Below are 13,967 nucleotides of genomic sequence, written 5' to 3' on the forward strand. Positions count from 1 at the left end.
AAACAAACAAAAGATATAATGCCTAAAAAATTAGTTTATTATTTTGGGGGTAAAAAGGCAGATGGCGATGCTGCGATGAAACCCTTGCTTGGAGGCAAGGGAGCAAATCTGGCTGAGATGGTCAATCTGAAACTGCCTGTTCCGCCAGGTTTTACTATCACCACAGAAGTCTGCACCCATTACTACAAAAACAACAGAAAATATCCCAAAGAATTAAAAGCCCAGGTAAGAGCCGCTCTTGCAAGAATGGAAAAAGAGATCGGCAAGAAGTTCGGTGATAAAAATGACCCGCTGCTCGTATCTGTACGTTCAGGTGCCCGCGCTTCAATGCCCGGGATGATGGATACTATTTTAAATCTTGGTTTAAATGATGATACTGTTCACGGCCTGATAGAAATGACAGGCAATGAACGTTTTGCATATGATTCATACCGCCGATTTGTACAGATGTACGGCGATGTGGTTATGGAATTAAGGCCTCACAGCAAAGATGAACGTGACCCGTTTGAGCTTATCATTGAAGCGATGAAAAAAACCAAAGGCGTAACTCAGGATACTGATCTTACTGCCGAAGATCTTAAAGAGCTGGTTTACCGCTTTAAGATGGAAATTAAAAACAGGCTTGGCAGAGAGTTTCCTGAAGATCCTGTTGAACAGCTGAACGGGGCTGTGGATGCTGTGTTTAATTCATGGATGAACGAGCGCGCAATTGTTTACCGCAAGCTGAACAATATCCCTGAATCATGGGGTACTGCTGTTAATGTGCAGTCAATGGTTTTCGGGAATATGGGTGAAACCTCGGGTACCGGTGTTGCATTTACCCGTGACCCCGCAAGCGGCGAAAATGTATTTTACGGTGAATATTTAATGAATGCACAGGGTGAAGATGTTGTTGCAGGTATCAGGACACCGCTTCCGATTGCTACATTGAACGTACAGGATCCTGCTATGTATGCTCAGCTTGAGAAGGTAAGAAGATCGCTTGAGAAACATTACAAGGATATGATGGATATTGAGTTTACTATCCAGGATGGTAAACTATATATACTGCAATGCAGGGTCGGTAAAAGAACCGGAAATGCTGCAGTAAGGATTGCAGTAGAAATGGTGAAAGAAAGGCTTATCAACGAAAAAGAAGCACTGCTTAGGATTGAACCTGACCAGCTTAACCAGTTGTTAAGGCCTATTTTTGATAATACAGAAAAAGATGCTGCTATTAAACAGGGCAGGCTTATTGCAAAAGGACTCAATGCCGGGCCCGGTGCCGCAACAGGAAGAATTTATTTCAATGCCTCTGATGCTGAAGAAGCTGCTGCAAGAAGAGAAAAAGTTATCCTTGTCAGAATTGAAACATCACCTGAAGATATTAAAGGAATGAACGCTTCTGAAGGTATTTTAACCGCAAGGGGTGGAATGACCTCTCATGCTGCTTTGGTTGCAAGGCAAATGGGCAAGGTATGCGTTGCCGGCTGCGGCTCGCTGGATATTGATTACAGCATCCGCGAGCTTAAAGTTGAGCTTGGCGATAAATTGGTTTCACTCAAAGAAGGGGACTGGATATCTATTGATGGTACAACAGGCGAGGTATTTGAAGGAAAAATAAACACTAAAGAATCAGAAATACTTCAGGTACTGCTTGAAAAATCTTTGAAGCCTGAATACAGTGAAACATACCAGATCTACGAAAAAGTTATGCACTGGGCTGATAAGAACAGAACACTTAAGGTTCGCACAAACGCTGACCAGCCTGACCAGTGCAGCAATGCCTTGGCTTTTGGCGCGCAGGGTATTGGCTTATGCAGAACCGAACATATGTTCTTTGGCGGCGATAGAATTGACGCTGTCAGAGAAATGATACTTTCTGATACTCTTGAAGAAAGGGAAAAAGCGCTGGCTAAGCTTTTCCCGTTCCAGAAAGATGACTTCTACGGTATATTCAAAGTAATGGAAGACAGGCCTGTTACTATAAGGACACTTGATCCGCCGCTTCATGAATTTTTACCGCATTCTGAAAATGAACAGAAGGAGCTTGCGTTAAAAACCGGAAAAACATTTGATGAAATAAAAGCCAAGGTGGAAAATCTTCATGAATTCAACCCCATGATGGGACACCGCGGATGCAGGCTTGGAATTGTTTACCCTGAAATTACTGCAATGCAGGCAAGGGCAATTTTTACCGCTGCTGCAGAAGTAAAAAAAGAAGGAATTGATGTTAAGCCCGAAGTGATGATACCGCTGGTTGGTTATGCCAGTGAGCTGGATAACCAGGCTAAGGTTGTGAGAAAAATTGCCAATGAAGTGATGGAAGAGTATGGTGTAAAATTTGAATACCATGTCGGTACTATGATCGAAGTTCCCAGGGCAGCTATTACTGCCGATGAAGTAGCGCATGCGGCTGAATTTTTCTCGTTCGGTACCAATGATCTTACTCAGCTTACAATGGGACTTTCCAGGGATGATTCTGGTAATTTCCTTCCATTTTATGAAGATAAAGAAATTATCCCGGGTGATCCTTTCGTATCTATTGATTCAGGCGTTGCCGAGCTGGTTAGTATGGCAGTTCAAAAAGGAAGAAGCGTAAAACCAAAATTGAAGGTTGGAATTTGCGGAGAACACGGCGGAGACCCGAGAACAATTCATTTCTGCCATAAAGCAGGCTTAAACTATGTAAGCTGTTCGCCGTTCAGGCTGCCTATTGCAAGACTTTCTGCAGCACAGGCGCATTTGATGTATGATGACTTAGCTTCAGGCAGAAAAAAACCGGCACAAAAGAAAAAGCCCGCTGTTAAAAAACCTGCAGTTAAAAAGCTCACAAGACCAGTGAAAAAAGCTGCCGTTAAAAAAGCTGTAAAAACAAAAAGAAAATAAACGCATTTGGAGCGGATTTTAATATACTGAATATTAAAATTGAATTCATAAATTAATTTATATATCTTTATTAACCCATAGTGTTATGACTATGGGTTTTTAATTTATAAAATTAACCCGTTAAATTACATCATGAAAGAAAAAATTCTTACTTTATTCATTTTAACAATTGCTGTCACTGTTTTGTCTTCCTGCGGAAAAGAAAAAAAGCCCGAATTTACAGATGAAAATACCGGTCAGAATATTCCCAGGGAAATGAGAAATGATGAACCCAAAAAAGACTCCGTATCCAAATCTGATACCATTAGCCGCGAAACCCGTACAGAAAATTATAAGAACAGAAGCTTTGAAATAGGTAAACCGGAAGCTGTGATTTCTCCTCTTGAAGCAGGTAATTACAACGGAAGAACAGTTACGGTTAAAGGATTTGTGGCTGATGTTTACCAGTCAGAAAAAGTAGCATATTTGAATTTTGTCGAAAAATTCCCGAAGAATCCTTTTACAGCAGTAATTTTTGCAAGTAAATTCAGCGATTTCCCTGATATAATAAATTACAAAAATAAAGATGTTGAAGTTACCGGAAGAGTTTCTATGTACAGAGAAAAAGCGCAGATAATACTGAATAGCCCTAAACAGATTGTTGTAAAGTAAAAAATCAGTTCTCACCCTGAGTTTGTCGAAGGGTGAAAAATAAATTTAGAGTACATCTCACCTTGAGCCTGTCGAAGGGTGAAGGATAAATGAATATGATAAACATCCATTACTTATATACTATATCTCCTTAAACTTCTCGGCAGCGTCAATCAATACGCCCTGCTTTAATGCGCCTATAACATCATCTACGTATTTATTTTGACGCATACCTGTAAGCGTGCAGCTTACTTCTTTCAGGGAATTTATAAATAAAATTGCTTTCTGAGAAAGTGAAAGCTCTTTAAAGCTGTCCGCTTCTGAGCCTTCCACTGCTGTATTCAGCTTAACATGGAGGTCTTTTAGATTTACGTTTGCCATTAAACCGTATATGCTATCCATTATGCTCATTAATTTATTTGTCTGCCGGGCAATTTTATCAAGCCTTTCTTTCATTTCGTCAGTTAAATTTGGTGATGTTACCAGTGTTGTTAAAGCAAAGTTCACCCTGGGTATTAAAAATTGTTTTTTTACATCATTAAAGCTTTCAATTGAGCCAAAGCTTTTCCAGTTCTCCTTCAGCAGCTGACCGGCTTTCAGGAAATAATTTACCGCCTTTTTGTTTTCATCGGAGAGGTTTAGTATATCAATGTAATCCCTCAGAAAATCATCTTCCATCAGCTCCAGCAGATTGATCTCAGCAATTATCTGGTTCTCGTCAAGTTTTGAAAGTTCTTCATTGACCGGGAAATCTGCAAGTCTAGTTAACCCGTTTTCTCCAAGTGCATTAAGAGGTCTGTTTACCAAAACACCAAGCTCTGATTCATAAGCGTATTCAAGAACATTGAACGAATCACCAACCTGGTTTTTGTTTAAAATTGCCCCTTTTTCAAACAGGTTCAAAGGAAGCTCTATAACATAAAAATTGTTATCTTCAGTGATCTCATTTGCTGCATCAACACAGCTTTTCAGCGATGTAAACACCGGATCATCAGACGATTTCACAAATGAATTCGATGAAATTCCGTAATAGCTTATTCTGCCTGCCTTAACCTCTTCTTCAAGATATGCAAATGCTTTTTTTATCCGCTTATAATACTCGTGCCGCAGTTCTTCCAGCTCAAGGTCTTTGGCCAGGGGTGAATCCAGGAAATATTCAGGATTGTGAAGCAGGTACACATCTATAGTTTCGAGCTTTAATCTTTCCAATGAAAGTGTTATCTGGTCTTTAAGGAAATCAGGATGAATACAGTGCCAGATCTTTTCGGCATATTCAGTTACCTCTTTATATCCGACTCCGTCTTCCTTCATTTTTTTTGCAGCTTCAAGATTTTTACCCTGAATGTAACCGCCTTTTGAAACGATAACAATTTCTTCACGGAGTATTTTTCCCTGGTTGATCAAGTCACCGATTACATTGCCTATAAGAATTTCACTTCCTCCATCGGAATAGTTCGCTGAAGTATCTATTATGTTTATTCCGTTCAGTATTGCATATTCAAGTGAATCAAAATGTTCTTTCACCCTGTAATCAACTCTGTATGCTCCAAAACCGCAAGCAGATATTGTAAAGCCGGTTTTACCAAGCGGTTTATACAGCAATTCCGGAAATTTTTCAGAGAAATCCTTTGTGTTTTCTGCAAGTGCGCGTGATTTGATCATGGTTTAATTCAATTTCTAAATATTAATTTCTTGAAATGATCTGGATCGTGGAACTGTTTTAATAAATCAATCTTCAGCAATAACTATCAGCTTATCTTTATCGGTAAAAGTAACCATGTCTGATTTTTTCGGATTTACTACAACTCCGTAAGCTTTATTTACGTTATGTGAATATTCATTTATCCTGTAGCCAATTGCAGTTTCACCTTTTCGTGCTGCTGATTCACACAAAGTGTAAAAATTTACCGGTGTACCCTCGTTAACATAATCAGTAACCGGTTTTACATATATTTCAGAGCCATCTGCATCAAAAAGGTCATCAAATACTGCTTTAAGATCTTTGTTTTCGCTTAACTGAGATAGCATTAAGCTGATAAGCTTATTGCTGATGATAAAATCATCTGCCTCGGTTACTTCGGCAAGCTCTTTATTTCGTATGTCCATCATTTCACTTACTATAGTGAAATCATGTCCGGTTTTTTCTTCGATGTTGCGTAAATGGAGCAGTGTGATAAGTGATTTTGAGTCAGCCTCCTGTTCAGGCATTGTATCTGAATAACTAAGTAAAATGATATGGTTAAATCTTTCAAGCTTTAAGGAATCAAGCAGTGATCTCTCGCTGATATTGCCTGATAAATGTTCGACCTTTTGGTTTTTCAGTTCTTTTTTAAGAGTGTCAAGTTTTTCATTGATATCATCACCTTCTGCAACAATTGTTAAAGTGGAGCCCGTTGGAAGGTAGTTATCCAGCTCTTTAGCAATGCTGCACCCTTTGGAGTTCCATCCTAATATAATAGTATGCTCAATATCAGCTTCTTTTGGCGCTCCCCGGGAAATAGCTGCGGAATTTATCTCTGGTTCTGATCTGCCGTTTAGATTAATGGTATCATCATCTTTTGAAATTGCTATTACTTTATCTCCGGATTCAAAAACTGTTCCCATTGGAGGGTTTATAACAGCAGCACCGCTGCTTTTCTTAATTCCGATAATTGTTGAATCTTCATAACTCATTACGGCATCTTTAAATGTCTTACCCTTAAGCGCAGGCTCTTCCTGGAAATAAATTTCATCGCCGTCAAAATCCAGCAGTTCTGTGTAAACCACACTTAAGCCCGATTGTCTGCATGACTGCGCGATAACCCTTGAAATAAGATCTTCAGTATGAACAAGTGTTACTTCCCCTGAAGCTATCATTTCTGCTACTTCTTTGTTATTGTTATCGCTTATTTCAGCAACTATATGATACGGTTCTTTTCTGCGGTTTGGATTGTTGGTTAATGCAAGAATTGTTTTTATTACGCTTATATCCGGTTCACTGCCATCGGGAGAAAGTATTATTATTGAACGTGAATCGTGAGGATTAACAATTTCCAGGTCATTCATATCTATTGTGCTTCCGCTCCTGCAAATTATTCGGGTATTTTTTTTATCAGGAATTCGAAGATTTATCTCATCCTCCATTTCAACTTTGTCTTTGTGTCCAAGTATCACTATCACCGGGTCTTTTTGATTTTCATTTGCTATCAGCAGCTCAGAAATTATCGGGAAAATTTTTTCAGACCAGCCAAGTATTAATGAATGTTCTTTTTCCACAACAAATGAATGACCTTTGCGAAGCTCATCAAGCTTATTGGATATACCCGTTGCAAGAACACCGATAAGCGTTGATACTATGAAAATACCGCCCAGAGTCACACCAAGCATAACTACCCTGAATCCCCAGCCGGTATCACCGCCCATAGTTCCGGGATCAAGTGTTCTCATTAAGCTTTTCCAGGCTGCTTCCACAAAATTCATCGATTCTCCGTCATCCTGTGTCAGTCCTGCAATAGTTAAAATTAATGCTGCAGTTATTACCAGCAACAGTGATAATATTCCAAGCCACCCTATCAGCGCAATTGGTCCTTTAGCCATCAGGTTATCAAAACGGTACCGCATTTTCTGGCCGAAGGATATATTATTTTCTTTCATTTGTTTAGGTATAAATTATTTTCTGTAATTGTATTATTTAATTTTAATATCCGCACCTTGAGGGAGGTTATTGAATTGTTTTATTTTAGGTTCTTTTAAAAGATTTTTAGGATCCGCATCCCCATAAAAGAAATGTTCTCCTTTTGTAGCCGTCCATGTAATTGAAACTGAAAAACTGTCACCTGAATGAACTTCATTCCTTACACCGTGACAAAGTATTTTTTTGTTTTTAACTATCTGCCAGGGTATATGTTTCAACAATTTATCAGATACGTTTTTTATAGACATTGTGATCCTTAGCTTATCTCCTTTTTTAGGTTTAAGAGGACTTACAATAAACTTTGTAACACTTACTTTATCATCTTTTTTACTGTGGGTTGTTTTTACTTTTTTTAAACTTAATTTTTTCTTCATTTTTTTATCAGATTTTAGCTTTTTTATTATAAATTCCACAATTTTATAAGGATATTTATGCAAAATCAACCCTTTTATTCAAATTAGCTAATTCAGGTGATTTTTTGATAAAACTACGCACTTGATATAATATTTAAGTATGTTTATTTTTAATGAATTATACAGAAATTTCTCAATAAATTTATATAACATAAAAATGAAAAAGTTATTTACTTTTTTCCTGTTTCTGGCTATAACTGCTAATATAGCAGCCGGTGACAGGATGGTTTTAATTGAAAGATTCACAAGCTGGACATGCGGTCCGTGCGCATCCAACAACCCAACAATGGAAGCTTTTATCAACGGACTTGATGCAGATAAAATAGTAGGTATTGCATATCATATGAACTGGCCAGCTCCGGGTAATGATGGATATTATTTATACAATCCCGGTGATAACAACGCCAGAAGGACAATGTACGGAATTAACGCTATTCCGCAGGCACAAATGGATGGATTAATAAATATTCAATCTCCATATACCAACGGAACATTAACATCATTGTTCAACAGCAGAACCAATTTGTTAAGTCCAATTACAGTAATACTTACAGACAGCACTTTTGGTGACAGCATTAGACTTACTGCAAGAATTTACACAGAAATAAGTCTTGAAAACCCGGTTGCAAATGTACATTTCTCTTTGCAGGAAAGACATAATCACTTTACTTCTCCTCCCGGCACAAACGGTGAAACAGATTTTTATGATGTTATGAGAAGAATGAATAACGGAGGTTTAGGTGCAAGTGTTGCGTTATATCCGGGGCAGACTGTAACAGTATCAAGAACTTTTTATAAAGACCCTGTATGGAATCAGTCCCAGGTAATGCCGATAGTTTTTGTTCAGCGCGGTCAGGAAATTCTTAATGCGGCTAAGAAAACAAACAATTTTACATTGATCCCGAACAGCCCCTATAGATCTGTACTGCAGGGGCAGTCTCAGAGCGCAACGTACCAGATGCAGATTCCGGTAACATCTGCAGGCTACAACTCTCCTGTAACTTTAACAGCAGAAGTTGATCCGCCAAATGCAGGAGTTACTGTTTCGTTCCCTGGCGGAAATACTGTAAGTACTTTCCCTGCTAGCTTTAACGTTCAGGTTAATTCTAGTTCGTCTGTACCAACAGGTTCTTACAGAATAATTGTTACCGGTACAAATTCCAACAACAAAGTTCATAAAACGTCTGTTTCATATCTTGTAGGCAAAAATATTATAGTAGTAAATGCAAACAGACCAACATTGCAGTTTGCGGTCGATAATACCGTGTTTACAAATGTTGCGGCTTTTAACTGGGATATAAGCTCAGTACACCAGGTTGCAGTTATATCTCCCCAGACATTCGGTTCAACCAGGTATGTTTTCAATTACTGGAGCGATAACGGAGATTCAAGCCATTCAATAACAACCGGAACTGTTGTTTCAGCCTATACAGCTAATTACAAAACACAGTTCAAATTAATAACAAATGCTTCACCATCCGGTATTCCGGTTACAGTTTCCGGCGGTAATGTTTTTTATGATTCTTCAGCTACAGTTAATTTTTCTGTTTCGCCTACTGCACTTGTTTACAACGGAAAAGAATATTATTTCCAGAGGTGGAACGGAACAGGTATCGGTTCATATAATGGAACTAATCCGAACGGAACCATTACCAATATGAATAATATCATTGTCCAGGGAGCCGTTTTTGATACAATACCTCCTATCGGAATTCAGAACCTGAATAACGGTGTACCGCAGGTATTCCAGCTGCACCAAAATTATCCTAATCCGTTCAACCCTGTAACAAAAATAAAATTTGATATACCCAAATTTTCAAATGTTAAGATCAGGGTTTATGATGTGATCGGAAACGAAGTAGCGCAGCTGTTTAATGGTGAGCTTAATGCAGGTTATTACGAAGCTGATTTCAACGCTTCAAGTTATGCTTCTGGCGTTTATTTCTATAAAATAGAAGCCGGCGACTATAACAGCGTTAAACGTATGATATTGGTTAAATAAACCGGTAAGTATAGTTTCAAAACTAAAGGCGTTCAGTTTTCTGAACGCCTTTTTAATTGCCTATAAGTAATATGTACAGATGTGCCGCAGGCACGTCTCCCATTATTTACAATATCTCTACTTTATCAATACCATTTTTTTAGATTCAACAAAATCACCTGCCTTATATACATAAAAATAAACTCCGGATGGCAGGTTAGTTCCGTCAAAATTAAAGCTGTACTTTCCGGCAGCGCGGAATTCATTATTTACCGCTGTGAATATTTCCTGGCCGGTTATATTATAAATTTTTACCGTTACAAATGCATCTGAAGGCAGTGAATAATTGATCTTAGTTGCGGGATTGAATGGGTTTGGATAGTTGAATACTTCAAACTTCAACGGCAGCTGGTTATGCGTAATGCCTGTTAATATGGAATCATCACATCTGTCAGAATACCCGTTGATTATGGCTCTGTCAGAGCTTAATGATTCAAGTTCAGTAAGGTCCACTGCTGAGATCACATAATTCAAGCTTCTGAAAAAATTAGTGCAATTTACCAAACCGCCGCCTTCTGGATATAATGCAAATGAGCTGTCAATAAAAGTATTTGAATCAGCAGGTACGCTGCTTATCAGTTCGTAAACAGGGGTTGAGTCCGGGCTGCATGAGTTAAATACACCGCGGTAAATATTATACCTTCCCTGTAATTTTGGAGTACCTGTCAGATCAGGCTCACGGTTCTTATCCCAGCTCAGTTTAGGGTAAAACCTTCCTGTACCGGGTTCAAAAATTTCTTTTTTAACCTTCAGGTTTTTGGGTTTGGCCGGAGGCAGTTCGCTTAAAGCAGAATTATCATCATAATACACTTTAATAGTTATTGCCCCGGTCACAGAATCGCGGTTCAATAACTTTATTGTTACCCCTGAAGCAATCCCGCTGCAGGTATTGCTTGGCGGATTGCTGTAAGGACTTAAAATTTCATCATATCCTATATTATATGCATCCTTGCCGTCGCCAAGCCAGTCATATGTTACAAAATAATCATTAGAATGATCTGAACATGGATCGTCATTTACTTCCTGCATATTTGTGAATACACTATCTAACCTCTGGTGAAACTCAGACCTGCCGTTTATATTGCCTTCTGATCTTTCATAGAGCGGAATATCAAAATTAAATCCCGGAATGAAATAAGGTACCATTCTGTCTATGTACCAGTTATATCTGCCATCGGCCTGTACAAGATTTACATCTTTCAGATCATTGCACCGTGATGGTGTCATCTGGTGATAAATATATAATCCTTTGCCATCGGGACAGTAAGGATCCTGTTGTGCGCTGTTTATATTCCAGCAATTATTTCCGCCGCGCGATATTCCGTCATACAATGATTTTTTCTGGTGGTTCGCTATATAATACATCTCGCCTGTTTCAGGTAATTCAATTGCAAGCAGGTCACCGGTAAATACATAATCTCTCAAAATGTAAGTTTCGCTTCCCTGAGGATAAGGAAATCTGACTAAAGGCGGGTCAACATAATTAACTAATGTTCTTTCAAATGGAGAAAAATTAAAGCTGCTGTGCTCTACCCCCGTCATTAAGCCAATTTCAAAATGATTAAAGAAATACCTGTGGCACATTTCATGCAGCATTATCTGTGTCATTTTTGAATAATTCTGCATCAGGCTCAGGCATGTTACGCCGCTTCCGCTGGTAACTTTTGTGCTGTCTAATAAAAAATTATTTATCAGCCCAAGATCAGATATTCCCGATACCGGTATTGATGCGTTTATGAACCAGTTAACTTCGGGATATCCCGGAGCCCTGCGGTAAACCATTACTATCATATCAGCCTGCTTATCACCGCCGCCCGGTGTCCATGTCCATCCTTCTTCAGTAAGGCTCCAGTTATTGTACCGTTTGAAATCAAGCTGGTATTCCTGCTCAGCCTGTTTAATTGCTATTTCATTTATTTCACTCGAGCTGAAGCCCATATTTCTGTATTCCACCGAGGATAACGGCAGCAAAACGGAATATTCATCGCCAATCACATCGAACTGTCCCAGAGACATTTCCGAAAAATAATCTGATATAGTATACGGGCGGTATCTTTCTGTGAAATCAACCGAAGGCGAGCCTTCAGCAGTATCTATAAATTTAAAGTCATTGGTATAATGATTTACAGGCGCAAGCTGGTTTGGATTTGGCCAAACTGCGAATCCGTTCATAGTATTGCCAACAAGTACATCATCAGGGAACTTTACATATAATATCAGTATCCTTAAAAACTGGCCTTCAGCCGGTGTACTATGTACCATGCTGCCGAGAAATTGGCTGACTGCGCTGTTGTTAGGTGAATTTATTTTACCGTGCTTTTGTACCGGACTGCTTTCCGGAAAGCAGCCGTTATACCTGATGCGGTTATTATTTATGGGTTGAGAGCTTAATTGAGATACACCCCAAAGAATAAAGATAAGGTAAATGAATAATTTTTTCATTTGGTCTCCTCTGATTAAAAATAAAGATACTTATAGTAATCCAAAAATAACATAGTAAAAATCAATATTTTTAATTAGTAGTCTGCCGGCTAAAAATTGATTGATTATCATTTAATTATGTTGTTAAAATAGCTAAATTCAACTGATAATGAAGAAAATTACACTGGTATCGGCAATTTTACTTTCCGTATTTTCGCAATCTGCGCTTTCGCAGGTGGTAACTGAATGGGTTAACCGTTTTAATGGTTCAGCCAACAGGTTTGATATAGTTACCACTATGAAAATGGATAACAGCGGTAATGTTATAGTTTACGGAAATGCTAACAGGCAAGGCTCTTTTACTGATATTATGGCAATTAAGTATTCTTCAGGCGGTGCGGTGATGTGGCAGACATATTTTAACGGCTTTGGAAATATTATAGATGAATGCAAAGATGCTTACCTTGATAATGCAGGTAATTCATACATTACCGGGTTTACGGGCGATACTAACGATGTGCTGAAGATCATCACACTAAAAATTGATAACAGCGGGAATCTCCTGTGGCAAAAAGTATTTTTGCCGCCTGCTAATAACCAGGGATTTGGATTAAGCATAACCGGTGATAACACCGGCAATATTTACACATGCGGCTCTGTAAGAAGAACGAACGGCACGAACACTATAGCAATTATAAAATATTCGCCAAATGGAGTGCAGCTTGTAACAGCATTTTTTAATAAAACACCATCAAGCAGCGAAACACCGGTTTCGGTTTGCACTGATAACAGCGGAAACGTTTATGTTCTTGCTTCCTCAAACGCCGTTGGCGGTGTTAATGATATTCTGATGATTAAATACAGCTCATCACTTGGTTTGATATGGCAGAATACCTTCAGCGGCTCCGCCTTCGGTAATGATATTCCCGTTAAAATGATACGCTCCCCTGATAATAAGCTTGTGGTTGCTGCGGGAGTATATAACTCACCCGGCTCCATTGATTACGCGGCTTACCGCTTTGATACAAGCTCTGAGCTGATAATGCAGTATTTTTACAATGGTATTGGCAATAACCAGGACCTGCCTTATGATATCACCTGTGACAGCGCAAATAATATCTTTATTACAGGTTCATCTCGCAGCTTCGATACACTTGGCAGCGAAGATATCTTTACGATGAAAATTGATCCTACATCTGTGCTGCTGTGGCAGAAAAGGTACGACGGCACAGGGCGCGGACTTGATTACGGTACCAGTGTAACAGTTGATAACCGTGGAAATGTTTTTGTGGGCGGTACCACTGATAAACATGATTTCCACCAGCAATACGCCCTGCTTAAATATAACAACCTTGGCGATCTTGAATGGCTCACTGAATACAGCCGCATTGAAAATTCAGAAGATTTTATTTACACAGCTATTGCTGATAACAGGGGAAGTATTTTTGTGACCGGTATCAGCTTTGATAGCACAAGTGATTATGATATTGCTACTATTAAGTACAGCGAGCCTATCGGCATCGAACCCGTTTCAAATGAAGTGCCGGAAGATTTTAAGCTGTATCAAAACTATCCCAACCCGTTTAACCCTGTTACAAAAATTACTTTTCAAATTCCCCTCTCAAGAAGCTTGTCCCGCCAGGGCGGGAGGGTGTCCGGCTCTGCCGGACGGGGTGTGTTCATAAATATTTATGATGTTAACGGAAAACTCATCAGGAAAGTATTTGAAGGAGATTTACAACCCGGAAGATATGAAATAGATTTCAACGGCTCAAACCTTCCAAGCGGGCTTTATTTCTGCAGGCTGGAATATGATGCCGGGTATAAATCAATAAAAATTATGTTGATAAAGTAACAAAGTTACTTTTGAAATCTGGATTAAGACAGATTATTGAAGTAATTATTTCGTTTTTAATTTTTT

At 38.8% G+C, this 13,967-nt stretch carries 8 protein-coding genes; 4 read left to right on the plus strand and 4 right to left on the minus strand.

The annotated features are described in order from the left end of the window. Positions 1-18: 18 nt before the first annotated feature. Together J0M37_05000 and J0M37_05005 are read left to right on the plus strand one after the other, a co-directional pair. On the plus strand, positions 19-2,868 hold the full coding sequence (locus J0M37_05000) for a pyruvate, phosphate dikinase (protein ID MBN8584432.1): 2,850 nt from the start codon (positions 19-21) through the stop codon (positions 2,866-2,868). 132 nt (positions 2,869-3,000) lie between these two features. Then, on the plus strand, positions 3,001-3,519 hold the full coding sequence (locus tag J0M37_05005) for a hypothetical protein (GenBank protein ID MBN8584433.1): 519 nt from the start codon (positions 3,001-3,003) through the stop codon (positions 3,517-3,519). 120 nt (positions 3,520-3,639) lie between these two features. On the opposite strand, the gene J0M37_05010 is transcribed toward J0M37_05005, so the two are convergent. The 3 genes from J0M37_05010 to J0M37_05020 all read right to left on the minus strand — a co-directional run bounded on the left by J0M37_05010 (position 3,640) and on the right by J0M37_05020 (position 7,545). Continuing rightward, positions 3,640-5,160: an aldo/keto reductase gene (locus tag J0M37_05010; protein ID MBN8584434.1), complete on the minus strand. Its 1,521-nt coding sequence runs from the start codon at positions 5,158-5,160 to the stop codon at positions 3,640-3,642. A 66-nt stretch (positions 5,161-5,226) separates the two neighbouring features. Continuing rightward, entirely contained in the window at positions 5,227-7,131 is a 1,905-nt protein-coding gene (locus J0M37_05015; protein ID MBN8584435.1) for an NAD-binding protein, read from the minus strand. A gap of 33 nt (positions 7,132-7,164) precedes the next feature. Further along, positions 7,165-7,545, minus strand: a complete 381-nt coding sequence (locus tag J0M37_05020; GenBank protein MBN8584436.1) for a hypothetical protein — start codon at positions 7,543-7,545, stop codon at positions 7,165-7,167. 196 nt (positions 7,546-7,741) lie between these two features. Between J0M37_05020 and J0M37_05025 the strand changes: the two genes are divergently transcribed. Further along, positions 7,742-9,586 carry a T9SS type A sorting domain-containing protein gene (locus J0M37_05025; protein MBN8584437.1) on the plus strand — a complete coding sequence of 615 codons (1,845 nt, stop codon included), beginning with the start codon at positions 7,742-7,744 and terminating at the stop codon, positions 9,584-9,586. Between the two features lie 117 nt (positions 9,587-9,703). Here the strand turns inward: J0M37_05025 and J0M37_05030 are convergent, their stop codons facing one another. After that, complete coding sequence (locus J0M37_05030) at positions 9,704-12,067, minus strand: T9SS type A sorting domain-containing protein (protein ID MBN8584438.1); 2,364 nt, start codon at positions 12,065-12,067, stop codon at positions 9,704-9,706. Positions 12,068-12,215: 148 nt separating this feature from the next. Between J0M37_05030 and J0M37_05035 the strand changes: the two genes are divergently transcribed. Next, a complete protein-coding gene (locus J0M37_05035) occupies positions 12,216-13,901 on the plus strand; it encodes an SBBP repeat-containing protein (protein MBN8584439.1) in 1,686 nt (561 codons plus the stop codon). The last annotated feature ends 66 nt before the right edge of the window (positions 13,902-13,967 follow it).

This window comes from Ignavibacteria bacterium (genome assembly GCA_017303675.1).
In the GTDB taxonomy this organism is placed as follows: domain Bacteria; phylum Bacteroidota; class Ignavibacteria; order Tepidaquicellales; family OLB5; genus OLB5.